The following is a 20,040-nucleotide window of genomic DNA, read 5'->3' as shown; positions in this document are numbered from 1 at the left end:
TTATCTTTAATTTTTCAATGCCATTCTAACTTTTAGAAACACCTTTAATCCAAGCCAAGCACCCACTGTATTTAACAAAATGTCATCAATATCAAAACTACCTAGGCTAAAAACAAATTGAAGTAATTCTAGACTGCCAATCAACCATATGAATACAAAAATTAATAAACTGCTTTTTCGCAGCTTAGGGATTAATAAAGACAAAAATAATCCGAACGGTATAAAAACAATGACATTCCCAATTAGATTTATCATTATTACACTTGCATTGTAGTATCCAATACTGTTCACATAATTACCTATTGTTTTAAATGGAATAAGATTGTACGAAGCTTCTTTATAAGTACTTCTAGAAAATCCAAAGAACATCACGTATATGAGCATCAAAAAATAAATGCCAAATAACAACCATCCAAATATCAATTTCTTGTCCTTTGTCAAATGTATCGTATCTGACATACCCATTCCCCTATGTTTTTAAAACTAACAAAGCAACTTAAGAGTAACTTCTAGTATTCTTATATGATCTCTACATATCATACCATATATCCTTTGGTAAAATTAGTATAATCAATAAATCACACAAAATTCAAAAATAATATGTATAATTTTTAATTATTCAAAAATATTAGAATACAAAACAGGATTTCTCTATTAAATATTGAAATATTATATTAATCATTAAATAACACGAATTCTAACATATATATAATTATAAATTGTTTAAGATGGTTCCAGTATTTATAGCCTAAAATGAAGCATTTATCTTATGTTTTCGTGCATACATTATGTAATAAGTAAAGAAATATAAAATTTCTTTATCACACAACAGCTTAAAAGCGTTTGTGTGATATAATATTAACCGTCACTATTTTGACACAAATAACTTCATAATTTTTTATTTGTAAGGGAGGAAATAACAATGAATATAGTAAAAAAAAGTGAGATTCCAGCTCATTTAAGAGAGTATGTTATTGAACAACAGTACGATGCGTACACTCCTATTAATCACGCTGTTTGGCGTTATGTGATGAGACAAAATGTAAATTTCTTTAAAGATGTCGCTCACGAAGCTTATACAAATGGTGTAACAGCCTCAGGCATGAACATTGAACGTATACCAAGAGTGGAAGAAATGCATAATAGCCTTCAGCCATTTAATTGGGGTGCTGTTGCAATAGATGGATATATTCCTGGAGTAATTTTCTTTGACTTCCAAGCTCATGGGCTACTACCGATCGGAACTGATATTCGTAAATTAGAAAATATCGAATATACACCTGCTCCTGATATTATTCATGAAGCCGCAGGACATGCACCAATTCTTTGTGATAAAAAATATGCTGAATACGTCAAAACCTTTGGTGAAATTGGGCGAAAAGCTATCGCAACAAAGGAAGAACATGACGTATTTGAAGCAGTTCGTACATTATCTAATTTATTAGAAAAAGGAAGCACAACTGAAGAAGAGATTGCTGAAGCTGAAAGAAATCTTGAAGAAAAACAGAAAGCTGTTACACAAATCTCTGAAGCTGAAGAAATATCACGACTTTACTGGTGGACAGTAGAATACGGACTAATAGGAAGCATCAGCGATCCTAAAATATATGGTGCGGGCCTACTATCATCAGTTGGAGAAAGTAGCAGTTGTTTAACAGATGAAGTCAAGAAAATTCCATTTGATCTAGATCATGTTATTTCAACTGGTTTCGATATCACAACAAAACAACCTCAACTGTTTGTTTGCGAAGATTTTGATCAATTAATCGATGCTGTTAAACAATATGCAAAGCGGATGGCATTTTATGTCGGCGGCACAGAGAGTCTAGAAAAAGCTGTACAATCTGGTGCAACTGCAACAGTTGAGTATAGTTCAGGCTTACAGCTGACTGGGACTGTTTCAAAACTAATTAAGGATGAAAAACAAGAAGCAGTTTATTTAAATACGTCAGGTGAATCCATCTTATCATATGATGACAAACAACTTGCTAATCATGGGAAAGATGTTCATGCTGATGGCTTCGGATCTCCAGTTGGAAAGCTAAAAGGAGAAGATAAACCTTTAGAAGACCTATCTGATGTTGAATTAGAGCAGTATGGAATTATTATTGATGACAAAGCAACACTACAGTTTGAAAGCGGTGTCATCGTTGCTGGAATAGTTCATGAAGTGATAAGAAAGAACAGTAAAGTAATTCTCATTCGTTTCAAAGAAGCTACAGTCACATATGACAATCAAACACTTTTCCAACCAGATTGGGGTATGTATGATATGGCTGTTGGGTCACACGTTACATCTGTTTATGCTGGTGCAGCAGATCCTGAAGCTTATTTTTCATCAGAAAGCATAGTAGAGGACGAAGAAGGTAATTCTAACGTAACTAACTCCTTAAGCCCATTAGATCATTTATATACAAGAGTACGTGAAATAAGAGAAGATATCAGTCTTCATTCAAATCCATCTGAGGGTTTACTAGAAGTGATAAATCAACTAGATAAAGACTTCCCTAATGATTGGTTATTACGCTTAGAAATATTAGAGCTTCTAGCTGAAAATGATCTGAATCCTGAAGGTCAGGAAAAACTTCATAATGACTTAAACCGCTTAAAAAGTGACGAAAAGGCATTATCTCAACTCATCGAAAACGGTTTGAAATTAGTCTAGTTGACGGTATGAAAACGAGCGCTATGAAATTAAATAGCTGCTCGTTTTTTCTATTGATCATTGAACATGTGTTTTATGACACACCTTTTCTTTTCTTTATTACGTGAGAAATACTAAGTAACAATAATAAAAAGACTGGCAGAGCAATCGATACCACCCCTTCTATTAGTCCTAACCAAATATCCCATTCATCTAACTCTCTTGAGAGATTTGGTATGAAGGACAAACAAAAAGTTAAAATTATTAAAAACAAGAGCGTATAACGAGGCTTAATAGATGGCACAGCATGTCTAAGTACTAAATCGGCAGACCAGTAATAAACAACGATAGTTATCAAAACTCTTAGGAAATATAAGCTAACAATAAATCCATCTAAGCGTTGGAAAAAAGGCAATTGAAAATATTCAATCATAGTTATGAATGGATACGTGTCATTTACCAATTGGTCATAACTGAAATAACCGTAAGCAACAAAGCAATTTACAAGAAAAATAAATGTTGTAATGATATTCCCGAATATCAATGCTTTAAAAGCTGATTTCTTTTTCATCATAAATGGGATGATTAAAATAACTAGCTCATAACCTAAAAATGCATCTAACACACCAAAACCGCCGTCAATAATCTTTTTCTCCCCTTCAAAAATAAAGGGTGTAAATCTTAAAATCCTAAATTCAGGTGTTAAATAGAAAAACAACAACACAATCCATATCGTAAGCCCAAAAAATACAACAGTTGTTTTCCCGATATGGTATATTCCACTTCTAACTAGCCAATATGTAATAACTAAAGTAAAGATAATAAATAAAAGTGAGGGCATAGTTGGATAATATAAGGTACGTAACAATAAGTCATAATACTTTAAAACTAAGACCCCAGTTGTACTCCACAACAAAGCCAAAAAAACATATAGTGGCTTTACAAGAATTGGGGAAATTACGTCTTCTAATATTTCAAATATGGTTTTATCTTTTCCAAAACGAAATACTAACGCTATAAGTATTAAATTCAAAATGACAAGAACAGAAAATATTAATATTCCAATCCACCCATTTGTCCCAAACGCTTCTGCGGTATAACGTGGTAAGCTTAATTGATCAATGCCTGTTTGTATCATAAAAACCATTATTGCAACCTGAAATGTACTGAGTCCCTCTTTCATCATGTGCCTCATTTGCTTATTGATTTTGTTGGCTGTTATAGCTTTAATTGTTGCTTTTCCTAATAAGAACTAAACACGTTTCGAAAAGAGCCTTTTCTTTTGAAGTACTAAAAACTTAAAAGAAAAATGAGCTTAACCAAAAATTAATTACATATTTATTCCTTTGATGTTAGTATGATGATAATTTCCTAAATTATTCCTACATCCCCCATTATCCACATTTAGTGCACGACTATCTGTTATTTTTCCTTTACACATCCAGTTTTTTAGCAAGAATCATTAGGTTATTCGTTTAGGCTGTTTTCGCATCGATTGTTGCTTTTCGTTCTTAAAAATAAACACGTAAATATCAATCGTTCGTAGCACCTTTTCTACTTTTAAAATAATTGAGTTGTCAAAACTTATTTTTTTAGTAAAAAAATAAGTTTACGAGAAGAGCCTTAGTTTAAATTGACAATCAATCCCTACCGTTGTTCATGCTAATGAGAAGAAGTTCACTCATGTTTTCTAATACGACATTCCAATAACATTTTTGGACCTTAAGTAAATTATTAGAAATCAAGACAAAATAGTTGAATGTCAAAAAAGGTCAGAGTATAATAAAGTCAAAGTTAGTCAAACACCCACCGATTCAATCGGTCTATTTTTCATATTAAAAGTCAAAGTTAGTCAAAGTCTAAACTAAATTGTATTTCAACTGATATCAGAGTTTATTAATAACAATAAATTTTATATATGGAGGTTTTATGTTATGGAATGTCAAGTTTGTAAAAATAAAGAAGCTGCTATTGTAGTAAAACTGAACATAAACGGTAACCAAGAACAATTACCTTTATGCCAAGAATGCTTTATCAATGAACGTAATAAATTAAATACACCCTCTGGCTTCCAAGGATTTTCGCAATTTCCTTTTGAGCACATGTTTCAAGGTTCTCAATCATCATCCGAGTCCAAAGAACATACTAAACAAACTCAACATGGAGGCAGAGGTGGATTATTAGATCAATTTGGACGCAACATCACACATGCTGCCAAAGCAGGCTTAATTGACCCTGTTATCGGTAGAGACAAAGAAATAAATAGAGTAATTGAAATTCTAAATCGACGCAACAAAAACAACCCCGTACTCATAGGTGAACCGGGTGTTGGTAAGACAGCAATAGCAGAAGGTTTAGCGTTAAAAATAGCTGACAATAATGTCCCGACTAAACTGTTAAATAAAGAAGTATATTTACTTGATGTTGCATCTTTAGTAGCAAATACTGGTGTGCGTGGTCAATTCGAAGATCGTATAAAAAGAATCATTGGAGAGCTTCAAAGAAGAAAAAATATTATTCTTTTCATTGATGAAATCCATTTATTAGTTGGTGCTGGTTCAGCCGAAGGCTCTATGGACGCAGGTAACATCCTAAAACCAGCACTTGCTCGGGGCGAGTTGCAAGTGGTTGGAGCAACAACACTTAATGAATATCGCAAAATTGAGAAGGATGCTGCTTTGGAACGACGCTTTCAACCTGTTACTGTAGCAGAACCAACAACTGATGAAGCGGAACAAATATTACATGGTATTAAAGAAAAATACGAAAACTACCATCATGTAAAGTATACTGACGAAGCAATCACACAATGTGTCACTTTATCACACCGTTACATCCAAGATCGCTTCTTACCTGATAAAGCTATTGATCTACTTGACGAGGCTGGATCGAAAATTAATTTAGAGTTTGGTCACACCGATGAACAAGCTATACAAGATCGCCTATCTCAAATAACAAAAGAAAAGGAGGTTGCAGCAAATCAAGAAAATTACGAAGAAGCTGCAAATTTACGACACGAAGAAATCAAACTAGAAAAACAATTAAAAGATCAAAATAATGTAGAAAAAGCATTGGTAAATACGGAAGTTATTCAAAAAATTATTGAAGAAAAAACAGGTATCCCTGTTGGGAAGTTACAACAAGATGAACATAATAGAATGAAAAACTTGGAGAAAAACTTATCATCAAAAGTAATAGGACAAGAGGAAGCTGTTAAGAAGGTTGCAAAAGCTATTCGTCGAAGCAGAGCTGGCCTAAAAGCAAAACATCGTCCAATTGGATCATTTCTATTTGTAGGTCCAACAGGTGTCGGAAAAACGGAACTAACAAAAACTTTAGCAGAAGAATTATTTGGCTCTAAGGATATGATGATTCGTTTTGATATGAGTGAATTTATGGAGAAACATTCGGTGTCAAAATTAATAGGTTCACCTCCTGGATATGTCGGGCACGAAGATGCAGGTCAATTAACAGAAAAAGTCCGCAGAAATCCTTATAGTATCATTTTATTAGATGAAATTGAAAAAGCACATCCTGATGTGCAACATATGTTTCTTCAAATTTTAGAAGATGGCCGTCTTACTGATAGCCAAGGTAGAACAGTTAGCTTCAAAGATACAGTAATTATAATGACCAGTAATGCTGGAACATCACATAAAACAATTACAGTAGGCTTTGAACATAGCGGAACCGATGCTATTAAAGAAAGTAATATTCTAAATACGTTAGGTTCATTCTTTAAACCAGAATTTTTGAACAGATTTGATAGCATTATCGAATTCAATCAATTGGAAAAAGCACAGTTACAGAAAATAGTAGAGCTATTAATTTCAGAACTAGAACAAACATTAAAAGATCAAAACTTAATATTAACTGTTTCATCAGAAGCGATTGAAAAAATTGCTGAATTAGGCTATCACCCTCAATTTGGAGCTCGACCACTTCGTCGAGTCATCCAAGAACAGCTTGAAGATCAAATCGCTGATTTACTGCTCGAAAAAGAAGATGTTACGGAGTTCCACACAGATATAAAAGCAGAAAAAATAGCAGTTAAGGCAGTCGAGAAGCAAATTGTATAAGTCTATAGGCTAAAATCAGCTTTTTAGACACATCTCACAACTACACATACTGCTTCGAACTAAGAAACAACAATCTATACAACTACTATACGTGTCGCCTCTTTTCTATAAAAAGACGATGACAGTCGTATATAACACCATCTTGCTTTTATAATTTTAGCAACAAAGTTTCACTAAAGCCTCTCCTTAATAGAATGGAAGATTAAATGCTAAATTTGTACCGTATAGAAGAGAACATTCTCTCTATACGGTATTTTTCGTTGTTAACCTTTTTTCCTATCATATAATAATTAGCTCTCTTGTTGAATGTGTTAATCGCTCACTACCATTATCTGTTATGACAATATCATCTTCAATTCTTACGCCGCCAAGGTGAGGGATGTAAATTCCAGGTTCTACAGTTATAACCATGTTTGGGTGTAAGATATGATTAGCTATGGTTGATAAAAAAGGAAGTTCATGTAAATCTAAACCAAGACCATGACCAGTCCCGTGACCAAAGTATTCTCCATAACCTCTTTCAGTAATGTAATCTCTAACAATTTTATCACCGGCTATACATGATAAACCTGGCTTCATTCCTTTTACACCTAACGACAGTGCCTCTTTAACGATAGAATAAATTTCTTTTAATTGTTCATCAGGCTCACCTATAGCAATCGTACGAGTAATATCTGATCGGTATCCCTTATAAAGAGCACCAAAATCTAGCGTTACCATCTCTCCATACTCAATAATCTTTGGAGTAGCAACACCGTGTGGAAATGCAGACCGATAACCCGATGCTACTATCGTATCAAATGATGACGAGTCTGCCCCTTGCTTTCTCATATATAATTCTAATTCATTCGCTACCTCTTTCTCGCTAATACCTGGGCGTATAAATTCTAGTATATGTTTAAATGTCCCATCAGCAATTTTTGCTGCTGTTTTAATCGTATCAATTTCTTCATCTGTTTTTATCATCCTTAACTTTTCAATAATCCCTGATGTTGGAACTAGCTGAGAGGAAAGAGTTTCTTCATATTTTTTATATGCACCAAATGAAAGATGCTCTTGTTCGAAACCTAACTTCTTAATACCGATAAGCTCCGACTGCACCGACACACTATTGGCGATCTCATTTATCGTGTTACTTTTGTGTTTAACAATGTCAAACCCAATTGCCTGTTTGGTCGCTTGCTCTACATAACGAAAATCCACATGTAACTTAGCTTCATTTGCTGAAATAAGTACAACTCCTGCAGAACCAGTAAAGCCTGTTATATACCGCCTATTTTGATTACTAGTGATAAGAAGTCCATCTAAATTTAGTTCAAAAAGTAGTTTCCTAAGTTCTTTAAGTTTATTCATCATTTCTCCCCCTCTTTTTTTAGTTTTTTTCGTAAGGATCTTCTCATAAACTTTCTTTAATTTTTCAACTTACATTTGAGTTAATGATGTGTACGACATGATTTTTTAGTTTAGAGAAGAAAAGATGCCCCTAACTCTTATTGCTAAAAGCAATCATTAATGCGAAAACAGCCTTTCGTAACTTTTATTGATTTTTACATCCTGCACCTGAGTCAGTGATGTCAATGATAAGATTTTTTTAGAGGCATTAGAGCAGAAAAGATACAACGAATGCTAATTGTTTACGTGTTTATTCTTGTTTGATAAATAACAATCAATGCGAAAACAGCCCTCTACTAAGACTATATATGCAGTTATTATGCCAAGCAGCCAACATTTGACTAATTCACTTGAATTCCTTTCACACTAAAAAAATACAAGAGCAAACTATCAACGTTCGTGACTACCGAATCTCTCTTAAGACTCAAAATTTAATAATAAAAGCACCATCGTTAACAAGAAAACTTCGAAAAAGCTGCAGTGTAAAAAAAACTATACAACGCTTTGTACTCGATGTATAAATTAGAAGATATATTTTTTCTTTCGTAATTATTAGAAATTTTAGATTTTTCATATCATTATACTTCATAATTATGGTAATATTAAGATACTTATATAAATAGGACTGATGACGAGTGAATGTACAAGACTTTATTCATAATAGGAACAAATTTTTAAGTAAATTGCTAGCCATTGTTTACGCAATAGAATTAGCTATCTCCATATATATAAATGAGTTTCACACTATCATGCTTATTGGACTAGCCCTACTTTTCTTAATATATAGCTTTATAATCTTAGCTGCCAATCCAACTTTGACGATGTATGTAATCATCATTTCATTGTTCACATATTTTTTCATCCTAAACTTCTTCTCACCAAACAGTGGGAACTATTTTCTAATCATATTTGGGATCATAGTCACCACTCTTTATCACCAGGTATTACCCATCATTTTTTCTGGGGCTATTGCTAGCTGCATGCTAATATTTTTCTTTATAACAAATTACGAAGAAAATTTTGCAACTCCTTCGGCAACAACAGATATCTATTTTGGTTATTTTACAGTATTAACTACGATATTTTTTATTTTTTTGGCTATTAATACGAGGCAACTCTGGTTAAGTGCCCAACATAGCGAGCAAATATTGAAGCAGCAACTGGTATCTATTCAAGAATACTTTCAATCATTTTTCGAAAATTCAAACGATGCTATACTGTTATTAGATATTAACGGGACTATAATTATGATGAACGATGCATTTGAACGAATTTACGGTTGGAGCTACGAGGAAGCTGTAGGATTTCACATTGAAAAAATCACCTACAAACGAGAAGAAAGGAATGAATTATTACAACGAGTCCTATCTGGAGAAAGGATTGTTGCATTACCATTCAGTGATGAAGGTAAACACGGGAAAAAAGTAGATGCTGAAATCACATTATCACCCATTTACAATGATCAACAGGTAATCATAGCTATTTCAGTCATAGCCAGAGACATTAGTAGTAAAAAGGAAACAGAAGCAAGGCTTATTCAATCTGAAAAACTTGCAGTAGTAGGTGAAATGGCTGCAGGAGTTGCACATGAAATCCGTAACCCATTAACAGTCATATCAGGGTTCATGAAAATTATAGATAGTGATAAAAATAATCCGTATAAATATTATTCCAAATTAATATTAGATGAACTCAAGCGAATAAACTTAATTATTAGTGAATTTTTAATTTTAGCCAAGCCACAAGCAGTGAAATACGAACAAGTAAAGATCAATACCATTATAGAAGACGTCATTTTACTGTTTCAATCAGAGTGTAATTTACGTGACGTCAATATCCATTACGAGAATTCAAATAAATCTACTCTCCTTACATGTGAGGCGAACCAGTTAAAGCAAGTATTCATAAATTTATTAAAAAACTCCATCGAAGCAATGCCAACAGGTGGTACTATTCACTTAATGTGCACGAGCACAAGTAATAACCTCCTTATAGAAGTACAAGATAATGGACAAGGTATACCAAGTTCAATTATTGAGAATATCGGTAACCCGTTTTTCACTACGAAAGAAAGTGGGACAGGTCTTGGTATGATGATTAGCCAAAAGATTATTCAAGACCACAAAGGAGAACTATCTATTACTAGCAAAGAGAATGAAGGAACAACTGTAACAGTCCGGCTTCCACTACAGTAGATGTATGTTTTGATTGTGAACAATATTATATAATTTTCATCTAATCATTTCTCTTTTAACATCTGTTGTCTTAGTTAACTATTACCTTTTTCATGTATCACTTCAAACTGTTTATTACGTATTTCAACATTTAGCAAAACTCTTTTCCAAATGTTATTGCAATCTCTCTAGTATTAAAACAGCAGATTGGAGTATGTACGAATGTCATCGAAAAGTGTCCAAGCGATAGATAATTGTTGTATATGAGTTTTCATCCAACGACCAACACCAAAGAGACAGCTTCTATAAATACCCGTTAAGTTAGTGGGTATTTTTTTAATCAATTATATAATTGAGTAAGTTTATGAATATTTTATAGATGTCCAGCAAACAGTCCTCAATTTCAAACCGCAACATCCCTATCCTAGTAGTCAATATTTCATACTTCTGTAAGCCAAAATATAAAAAAGACCTCATAATCTATGAGATCTTTTTTTATCTACTTCACCCTTACTGCTCCACCACTTGGTTATACTTTTTTGAAATAAACTTAATATAAGAGAAAATATGATCAAATTTTTCAATTCGTGTTTTCTTCTGTTCTATATGTTTTTCCTTGTTCATATGATTATTGGTGAGGTGTTTACATGAAGAGCATACATATATGTTTGTTATTTACTTCCTACATTATCCTATTCTTTAATGGTTCAACACTCGGTTTTTTCCTATTCAAGTTATTAGATGCAAAATATGGTTACTTCTTCTTCAGTACACTTTCTTACTTTGGATCGTTACTTGCACTGATTGCTTACCATATTTATAAGAAGAATTCATTTTACTGCACAATGTCTTACTTCGTTAATATTATTATAGGCTTGTATCCTGCTCTATTTTTAATTAGTGCAAAATATTTTTTTCACAACTTACTCAAATGAATTTTATAATTGAAGTTTAATCCACTACAATTGACTCTTAAAAGAGTGTGTCTATTCGTATTTAAATATGGTTGATATCCTTTGTAATATAACTTATTAACAGCTCTTAAAGATTGTAACAAACCATTATAGTCATCATAAAGTGAAAATGTATCTATACATTAGTTCTTTCATGTTGGTCAGTTAATATTTGAGGTCCATCTTTAGTAATTGCAATAGTATGCTCATATTGTGCTGATAGACTCCCATCAATCGTACGGGCAGTCCAATGATTATCATCCATTTTTGACTGCCAGGCACCAACATTCACCATAGGTTCTATAGTGATTACCATACCTTCCTTTAACCTCAAACCTTTATGTGGTAATCCAAAGTGTGGCACTTGAGGCTCCTCGTGAATAGTTGGTCCAATTCCGTGTCCTACAAATTCACGTACGACTGAAAACCCCTCATTTTCGACAAATGTTTGAATAGCATGACCGATATCTCCCATTCTATTCCCAATATGTGCCTTTTCAATTCCTTTATACATAGCTTCTTTCGTTACGGATAGTAATTTTTCTGTTTTGTCATTGATTTGTCCAACTGCATATGTCCATGCTGAATCTGCTAATCCCCCATCCAAATTAACGACCATATCAATCGTTACAATGTCTCCATCATTTAGAGGCTTCTTGCGAGGAAATCCATGACAAATTTCATCATTAATAGATGCACAAGTAGCAAACTCGTAACCTCGAAATCCTTTTTGTTCAGGAGTAGCTCCGTGCTCCTTTAAATATCTTTCAACAAATTGGTCAATTTCATATGTTGATATACCTGGTTTAATTAGTTTTGCAATCTCTTTATGACATGAAACTAATAAAGTACCAGCCTTTTCCATTAATGCTATTTCTCTTGATGTTTTTAACTGAATCATCGCATGTCTCCTTTTCTATTTACTTCTCTTATATTCATATTGTTATGATTTACAAAATGTCACCAAAGACTTGTTTTTTCTTATGGAAGTTTTCTTATTATTGTTATTTATAACAACAAGTTGAGGTTATAAGCGAACTGTAAAGGAGAAGAAATGTGCCACGTGCATAAGTTAGTATGCTTGTTTATCTCTAAGTACGATAAACAAAATCAACCATTGTAAAAGAGGCTGTTGTATAGATCAACAGCCTCTAAACACTTTACAACGATTACAACTTTTTATCTTCTACTCCACTTAACCATGCATCAATTTCCCCTACAACTGATTGTACACATCCCTCTTCGAAAGGAGATTTTAAATTTGCTACTTTCACAAGGTTTGTAAATGATTGGCTTCCTCCCTGTTTGCAAAGATGAACATAATCATTCCAAGCAGATTGCTGATCCTCTCTTGACCTTTTCCAAAATTGGAAAGAACAAATTTGCGCAAGCGTATAATCAATATAATAAAACGGAGTTTGATAAATGTGACTTTGACGTTGCCAAAAACCACCCTGTTCTAAATATTCATTTCCATCATAATCTCGATGTGGTAAATATTTTTTCTCTAAGTCTCTCCAAGCCAACTTCCTTTCTTTCGGTGTAGCTTCTGGATTTTCATAAATAAAATGTTGGAATTCATCAACTGCAACTCCATAAGGAAGAAATAATAACGATTCACTTAAATGAGAGAATTTATACTTTTCCGTATCTCCTTCGAAAAATAGCTCCATCCATGGCCAAGTGAAGAATTCCATACTCATTGAGTGTATTTCACAAGCTTCAAAAGTAGGCCAATTATATTCTGGGATCTCATAATTTCTAGACTCATACACCTGAAAAGCATGCCCCGCTTCATGTGTTAGTACATCAATATCGCCTGAAGTACCATTAAAATTTGAAAAGATAAATGGCGACTTATGGTTTTCTATATAGGAGCAATACCCACCACTTGCTTTACCCTTTTTAGCCACGAGATCCATTAAATTATTATCAATCATATAGTTGAAAAACTCGTTTGTTTCAGGAGATAATTCTTCATACATTTTCTTACCGTTATTTATAATCCATTCTGGACTTCCTTTTGGTGTTGCGTTACCAGTTTTATATTGAAAGCCTTCATCGTAATATTTTAAAGCATCGACCCCAATGCGCTCTTGTTGACGTTCCCGTAATTTAGTAGCTAATGGAACAATATATTCCTTCACTTGGTCTCGGAAATTTTTAACCATATCTGCATTATAGTCAGTTCTTGTCATTCGATAGTACCCTAACTCAACAAAATTTTTATATCCGAGTTTTACGGCAATTTCTGTACGTACTTTAACTAGCTTATCGAATATATCATCCAGTTGTTCAGCATGCTCTTTGTAGAAGCCAAACCGTGCTTCGTTTGCCTTTTTTCTCATTTCTCGATCAGTGGATTCAGCAAATGGACCTAGCTGAGCAAGTGTACGCTCTTCTCCTTCAAACATAATTTTTGCAGAAGCTATCAACTTTGTATATTCTGTGGATAATTTATTTTCTAATTGTAAATCTTCTACTACTTCAGGTGAAAATGTTTTTAATTCAGCATCAGCTAATGCAAATAATTGCTTACCCCACTTCTCCTCTAGCTCAACTCTAAACTTAGAATTGACAAGTTCTTTGTAATAATCCGATATTAACCCTTGAAGCAAAGGTTGAACTTCATCTAAATAATCCTGTTCCTGCTTGTAAAATTCGTCCTCTGTATCGATGCTGTGACGGATATAACAAAGGTTAAACATTGAACTCACATCATTACGAATATTGTTTACGTCGTTCATTGCTAGTTCTTGCTCATCTACATTACTAGCATTTTTGAATTTGTTAATAGCCAAATGATATTGAGCTTCAATTTCTTTCATATTTGGGCGTTCGTATGTATAAGTTTCAAATTTCATATTTTCCCCACCTTATTTTTATTTTGAACCACTTCTACTATTCTACATTGTTTATGAAAGTCCTTCTAAACAATATTCGAAAAATATCAATTTAATACCCAAAAAAGAGTAAGGAAATTACGATTATGATGCAAAATATAAAAACCTACTATATTCAGCAGAATAATTCAGCTCATATGAAAATAATGTTAATCTTTGTGATTTTTTCTAACTAAGTATGATAGGATAAGAACGAATAATTAAGAAAGTTGCAATTATTGTAAACGTCGTTTATTTTAAGGAGGATAAAAAAATGCACGAATTAGACTTGCACCACATTTTTGAACTTGGCATGATTCTAATCATGCTTGCGGCAGGAATAACTGCAATAGCAAAAAAGTTTAAGCAACCGTATCCAATTGCACTTGTTATTGTAGGTACTATTATTGGGTTAGTAAATATCCCTGTACTTGAACCATTGAAGGAGTTTATTACCGAAGGAGAAGTGTTCAACTTTGTTATCATTACATTGTTTCTACCTGCTTTATTAGGAGAAGCTGCACTGAAACTCCCATACACACATTTGTTGGAAAATAAAAAGCCCATTATTGCATTAGCCTTTGGCGGAACCTTTTTGTCTTTCCTTATCATTGGTTTTTCATCCCATTACTTGTTAAATTTATCTATACCTGCAGCCTTCGTATTCGCCGCATTAATGAGTGCTACAGACCCTGTAAGTGTATTATCAATATTTAAAAGCGTTGGTGTTAAAAAACGCCTTGCTACTGTTATTGAAGGTGAATCTCTTTTTAATGATGGCTTAGCAGTTGTTCTCTTTAATATTTCTGCATTTTATTTACTCTCTTATATTGATCAAGGTTGGGTAGGTGCCGGTTTAGGTGCTTGGGAATTTGTAAAGGTAATCTCACTAGGACTTATAATTGGTGGTTCATTAGGATATGCCTTCTCACTATTAACTAAATATTTTGATGATTACCCCCTCGAAATTATTTTTAGTATTATTTTATTTTACGGATCATTTTTATTAGCTGAAAGCGTACATGCTTCAGGAGTTATCGCAGTAGTTGTAGCTTCACTTATCTTCGGTAATTATGGATCAAAAATAGGGATGAGTCCAACTACAAAACTAAATATCAATAATTTTTGGGACGTCGCCGCGTTACTTGCAAATTCACTTGTCTTTTTAATGGTTGGGTTGGAAATAACAAGAATAGATCTAACTGACAGATGGGGTATGATTGGATTAGCGTTGCTCATCGTATTAATTGGTCGAAGTATTGCGGTCTATACTAGTTTATCAATCGTCAAAAATTTCCCAGCAAATTGGAAGCATGTATTGAATTGGGGAGGATTAAAAGGGTCTCTATCCATTGCGCTCGTATTAAGCTTACCTCGTGACTTTACCGGACGAGAAGATATCTTAATTCTGGCATTCAGTGTTGTACTATTCTCCCTTGTATTTCAAGGTTTAACAATTAAGCCGCTTATAAAAAAACTAGGCGTTATTTCTACTAGAAAAGGTTCTGATGATTATGAACGATATTTAGCCCAACTATACCGATACCAAGCATCAAAGGATGAACTATATAATGTTAAATCTAAACTATATATCCCTCATCCAGTTTACAAGGAGTTATTAGCTACTTATGACGCACATATAGAAAATATACAGAAAGATCTTAACCAATTATTTAAGGAACACCCTGAATTAAAGGAAAACCAAATGGCTGCTTTAAAAAAACACATTCTATATGTGGAGCATGAAGCCATTAGTCGACTTGAAAAAGAAGACATTATTTCAGCTGAGATTAAGACAGCAGTACAAGAAACAATTACAAACGAACTTGTCAAGCTAGAAGAAAAATAACGAAGCTCAATAAAACTCTGCCCGATAAACATATCAAATCAATGTAACGCTACGCTGTTGTAAAAAATATAACTATAAATATAAAACTGTTTTCGTTGTTTCTCGAACTAAAAAATATATACGTGGATATCTAAAGTTAGTGGTATCTATTTTTTTATAAAATGATGACTATTGAATAAAATGATGTTAATATCTTCTATTTTAGGGCAACAAAGTTTACGAAAGAGCTGATCATTAAAACTAAATTATGATCATTGTGTATAAAAATCACCTCGTATTACAAACTATTTAGTAGTTGTTTAACTCCAAGACGAGGTGATTTTTTTAATGGTACAAATCTTACGACATGAAGTTGAAACACATGGTAACAACACAACAATTACGGTTTATGTAAATGAGCACCAAACAGAATTTGCAACAGAATTTGAATCGAAGCAAAATAATGATAAAAATGATTTAGAAGAAAGTGTACAGAACTATGTCAAAAAGAGATTTCCAAACCTAAAAAAAGCTACTGTTAAAGTCGTTGTTGGCTCAATGCTTGTTACATCCTTTGCAGTTAGTCCAGCCTTAGGGATAATTGGAGGAGGAAATCAAGCTGAAGCAGCTGAAGCAGAAGAAGAGACTGAAGAGGCACTTGAAAGTAATTTTTCAGATGTTTCTCTCGAAAATATGGATGAAGAAACTGTTTCAGCTATTAACGATTTAGTAGATATGGGTGTCATCACAGGATATGAAGATGGGACATTCCAACCTTGGGAAGATATTTCAAGGCAGCATGCAGCTGTAATGTTTGTTAGAATGATGGAATTGGATACAACAGACGTTGAGGACCCAGGGTTTGAAGATGTAGACCCAGATGATTTGTATTACAAAGAAATTGCAGCAGCCGTTGAAGCTGGATTATTCATAAAAGCAGAGAATTTTAATCCGACTGCTACTTTTACACGAGGTCAAGCTGCTACTGTTTTAGTTAGAGCATTTGATTTAGAAGGTGATACAACGACCCCATTTACAGATATAACAGATAGTGGTCACGATGATATGATTGGTATTTTATTCAATAACGATATAACCAAAGGAACAACTGAATCAACATTTTCACCACATTCCGAAGTAAAACGATCACAATTCGCTCTATTTTTATTTAGAACTTTTCAATTAGATGAAGATGTAGATGATGATACGATTGGTGAAGCTAATCCTGATGATGAGGGTAATGTCGACGACGAGGCTGGTAATCCTGATGATGAGGCCGGTAATCCTGATGATGAGGGTAATGTCGACGACGAGGCTGGTAACCCTGACGACGAGGCTGGTAATCCTGATGATGAGGCCGGTAATCCTGATGATGAGGCTGGTAATCCTGATGATGAGGCCGGTAATCCTGATGATGAGGCCGGTAATCCTGATGATGAGGCTGGTAATCCTGATGATGAGGCCGGTAATCCTGATGATGAGGCTGGTAATCCTGATGATGAGGCCGGTAATCCTGATGATGAGGCCGGTAATCCTGATGATGAGGCCGGTAATCCTGATGATGAGGCCGGTAATCCTGATGATGAGGAAAACGTCTAGGATGAGTCTGCAACAGACGATAAAAATACATGTGGGTGGAAACAAAATATTGTTTCCACCCACTTTATTATTCCATTTTATAGCTTTTTCTTTAAGATTTGATATAATACTATACGTATGTTTAAAACAAGGGGCAGGTATATCTTGAAGAAAAAGCATGGAGTATTTAAACACATTTATTTATACATTTTATTAGTAATCATTCCATCAATATTAATTATTACGATAGTAATTAACTATGTTGTAGATGATTTAAAAAAAGATTTGTATGATGAGACGAAAGAGATTGTCAAATTTCATGAAAATCATATAGACAGTTTTATCGGAGAGGCAAAAGTTAGTCTAGAAACGCTTGCATTAGTCTATAACATCCTGGATGAGAGTGAAAGTAATTTAACACAAATTTTACAAAATACGCAACAAAAAGACCCTCGATTTGATGGATTGTATTTTGTGAATAAAAGTGGAGTTATTACAGTAGGCTCAACTGCGATGCTTGAGAATGTTCCAATCTACGATCGAGAATATTTTCTAGAGGCACAAAAAACTAAAAAAACAACAATCTCAAAATCCCTTTTTAGTAGAGTTAGTGGTGATGAAGTCATAGTAGTTATCACACCTATTACACAAAATCAGGATGAAATCAAAGGTTATTTATTAGCGAGCTTACGTCTTAATTACATGGAAAATGTCATGAATCAGTTAACACCGAATATGATTATTAAAGTTTCTGATTCCAATCAGCCATTTTTATTTGGAACGAAGCAGGCTAAAAATATTAACGAACCTTTCCCAATTAAAGAACAATTTAATGAAGTACCATGGATAATAGAAGCTCAACCTCTAGCTTTAGAGAAAAAAGAACTCATTCAAACAAGCTTGTTAATTATAGGGCTTACATTCTTTTTTACTAATATCATATTTTTATTTGGAGAATATATTTTACTTAAAAGAAAAGCCAAAGTTGAACGCCTACAGAATGATGCTCAAAAGCTTGAGTTAGTGGGAGCATTAGCAGCAAGTACTGCACATGAGATTCGCAACCCTTTAACTGGTATAAAAGGACTCATCCAACTGTTAAGTGAAAAATATAAAAACCAAGAAGATCAATATTATTTCTCTGTTATCCAAACTGAAATTAATAGAATTAATGAAATTTCAAGTGAATTTTTAGTTCTTGGAAAACCTACTATTCAAAAAAATGAAAAGTATTGTCTAGTAGATATTTTAGATGAACTTGACCCTATTCTGCGCTCAGAAGCAAATTTATATAATGTAGAGTTAGAGGTTATTAAGCCAATACATAAAGTTTATGTGCGCCTTTCAAAAGATCATATTAAACAAGTCATATTAAATCTAACAAAAAATGCTCTTGAATCGATAAAGAACGATGGACGAATTAAGATACAATTATGTACAAGAGATAAATTTTGTAAACTTGAGATCACAGATAATGGAAAAGGCATGTCGGAAGAGGTATTATCGAAAGTATTCACACCATTTTTTACAATGAAGGATAAAGGCACTGGTCTTGGCCTTGTCGTATGTAAAAGGATCGTTAATATGTATAACGGACATATAAAAATTCATAGTATTGAAAACAAAGGGACGACTGTTGAGATTTTATTCCCATTATGTACATCTAAGAAGTAGCATTACTTCCTAGCAGAATCTCAAAAGTAAGAAAGTAGGTGAAATTGTTGTGTCTAATACACACCTAGAATTCAATATGCTTATAGGTGCAAATAAACCAGAAAATATAATAAATAAAAATGCATCATGTCCATTCTGTGATCGCGATAGTTTGGAAAATATTATAGACGAAGACGGGTCAATCATTCTACTAAAGAATAAATATCCAGTTCTAAAAGACGCATATCAAACCGTAATAATTGAAACCGATGAATGTCACTCAGAACTTTCAACTTATTCAAAAGATCATTTGTATCGACTCATAGCCTTCAGCTTAAAGCATTGGATAAAATTAATGAACACAAACGAATATCAGTCAGTCATATTTTTTAAAAACCATGGTCCATATTCGGGCGGATCGTTAAGACACCCACACATGCAAATTGTAGGTCTTAATTATGTTGATTACTCACAAAATGTTTCAATAAAGGATTTTGAAGGCATTCCTATTGCTTCAAAAGATGGTGTATTGTTCAATATTTCATCCTTCCCTCGAATGGGGTTTGTTGAATTAAATATCAAGCTACCATCTTTTGAGAAACATTTAGTGATGGCAGATTATATCCAAATAGCAACTCATTATGTTTTAAATCATTTTCACAAAAACTGTAATAGTTATAATCTTTTTTTCTATTATGTAGAAAATGAGATTTACGCTAAAGTCATTCCACGATTTACTACATCGCCGTTGTTTGTTGGATATTCAATTCCACAAGTTTCAAATCAAACTTCGAAAATAGTAAAAAATATACAAAATAAATATTTTAAATGACTTGCTTATGTTACACAACAATAAT

Annotated in this window: 12 protein-coding genes; 7 read left to right on the top strand and 5 right to left on the bottom strand. The window is 33.4% G+C overall.

The window, feature by feature from the left end; genetic code table 11:
- Window positions 1-6: 6 nt before the first annotated feature.
- Window positions 7-459 (bottom strand): VanZ family protein, encoded by a 453-nt coding sequence (locus ACSVDA_RS09515; RefSeq protein ID WP_485882691.1) that lies wholly within the window; start codon window positions 457-459, stop codon window positions 7-9.
- A gap of 469 nt (window positions 460-928) precedes the next feature.
- Here ACSVDA_RS09515 and ACSVDA_RS09510 point away from each other — a divergent pair, with 469 nt between their 5' ends.
- Entirely contained in the window at window positions 929-2,665 is a 1,737-nt protein-coding gene (locus tag ACSVDA_RS09510; protein WP_485882727.1) for an aromatic amino acid hydroxylase, read from the top strand.
- A 73-nt stretch (window positions 2,666-2,738) separates the two neighbouring features.
- Here the strand turns inward: ACSVDA_RS09510 and ACSVDA_RS09505 are convergent, their stop codons facing one another.
- A complete protein-coding gene (locus tag ACSVDA_RS09505) occupies window positions 2,739-3,827 on the bottom strand; it encodes a GerAB/ArcD/ProY family transporter (protein WP_485882689.1) in 1,089 nt (362 codons plus the stop codon).
- 751 nt (window positions 3,828-4,578) lie between these two features.
- Between ACSVDA_RS09505 and ACSVDA_RS09500 the strand changes: the two genes are divergently transcribed.
- A complete protein-coding gene (locus ACSVDA_RS09500; protein WP_485882688.1) occupies window positions 4,579-6,723 on the top strand; it encodes an ATP-dependent Clp protease ATP-binding subunit in 2,145 nt (714 codons plus the stop codon).
- A 279-nt stretch (window positions 6,724-7,002) separates the two neighbouring features.
- Here the strand turns inward: ACSVDA_RS09500 and ACSVDA_RS09495 are convergent, their stop codons facing one another.
- Entirely contained in the window at window positions 7,003-8,076 is a 1,074-nt protein-coding gene (locus ACSVDA_RS09495; protein ID WP_485882686.1) for a M24 family metallopeptidase, read from the bottom strand.
- Window positions 8,077-9,095: 1,019 nt separating this feature from the next.
- Between ACSVDA_RS09495 and ACSVDA_RS09490 the strand changes: the two genes are divergently transcribed.
- Window positions 9,096-10,310 carry an ATP-binding protein gene (locus ACSVDA_RS09490; RefSeq protein ID WP_485882685.1) on the top strand — a complete coding sequence of 405 codons (1,215 nt, stop codon included), beginning with the start codon at window positions 9,096-9,098 and terminating at the stop codon, window positions 10,308-10,310.
- 1,068 nt (window positions 10,311-11,378) lie between these two features.
- Here ACSVDA_RS09490 and map read toward each other — a convergent pair.
- Window positions 11,379-12,143, bottom strand: coding sequence for a type I methionyl aminopeptidase (map, locus tag ACSVDA_RS09485; protein ID WP_485882684.1), 765 nt, complete (start codon window positions 12,141-12,143; stop codon window positions 11,379-11,381).
- Between the two features lie 268 nt (window positions 12,144-12,411).
- Complete coding sequence (locus tag ACSVDA_RS09480; protein WP_485882683.1) at window positions 12,412-14,106, bottom strand: M3 family oligoendopeptidase; 1,695 nt, start codon at window positions 14,104-14,106, stop codon at window positions 12,412-12,414.
- 292 nt (window positions 14,107-14,398) lie between these two features.
- Between ACSVDA_RS09480 and ACSVDA_RS09475 the strand changes: the two genes are divergently transcribed.
- The 4 genes from ACSVDA_RS09475 (at window position 14,399) to ACSVDA_RS09460 (ending at window position 20,015) form a co-directional block, all read left to right on the top strand.
- On the top strand, window positions 14,399-15,973 hold the full coding sequence (locus ACSVDA_RS09475; protein ID WP_485882681.1) for a cation:proton antiporter: 1,575 nt from the start codon (window positions 14,399-14,401) through the stop codon (window positions 15,971-15,973).
- A gap of 327 nt (window positions 15,974-16,300) precedes the next feature.
- Entirely contained in the window at window positions 16,301-17,551 is a 1,251-nt protein-coding gene (locus ACSVDA_RS09470) for an S-layer homology domain-containing protein (RefSeq protein WP_485882679.1), read from the top strand.
- A gap of 144 nt (window positions 17,552-17,695) precedes the next feature.
- Entirely contained in the window at window positions 17,696-19,204 is a 1,509-nt protein-coding gene (locus ACSVDA_RS09465) for an ATP-binding protein (RefSeq protein WP_485882678.1), read from the top strand.
- Window positions 19,205-19,253: 49 nt separating this feature from the next.
- Window positions 19,254-20,015, top strand: a complete 762-nt coding sequence (locus tag ACSVDA_RS09460) for a DUF4931 domain-containing protein (protein WP_485882676.1) — start codon at window positions 19,254-19,256, stop codon at window positions 20,013-20,015.
- Window positions 20,016-20,040 lie beyond the last annotated feature (25 nt).

The organism is Cytobacillus sp. Hm23 (genome assembly GCF_051842895.1).
Classification (GTDB): domain Bacteria; phylum Bacillota; class Bacilli; order Bacillales; family SM2101; genus Nanhaiella.
The sequence above is the reverse complement of the archived record's forward strand: the minus strand, read 5'-3'. Positions and strand labels throughout refer to the sequence as shown.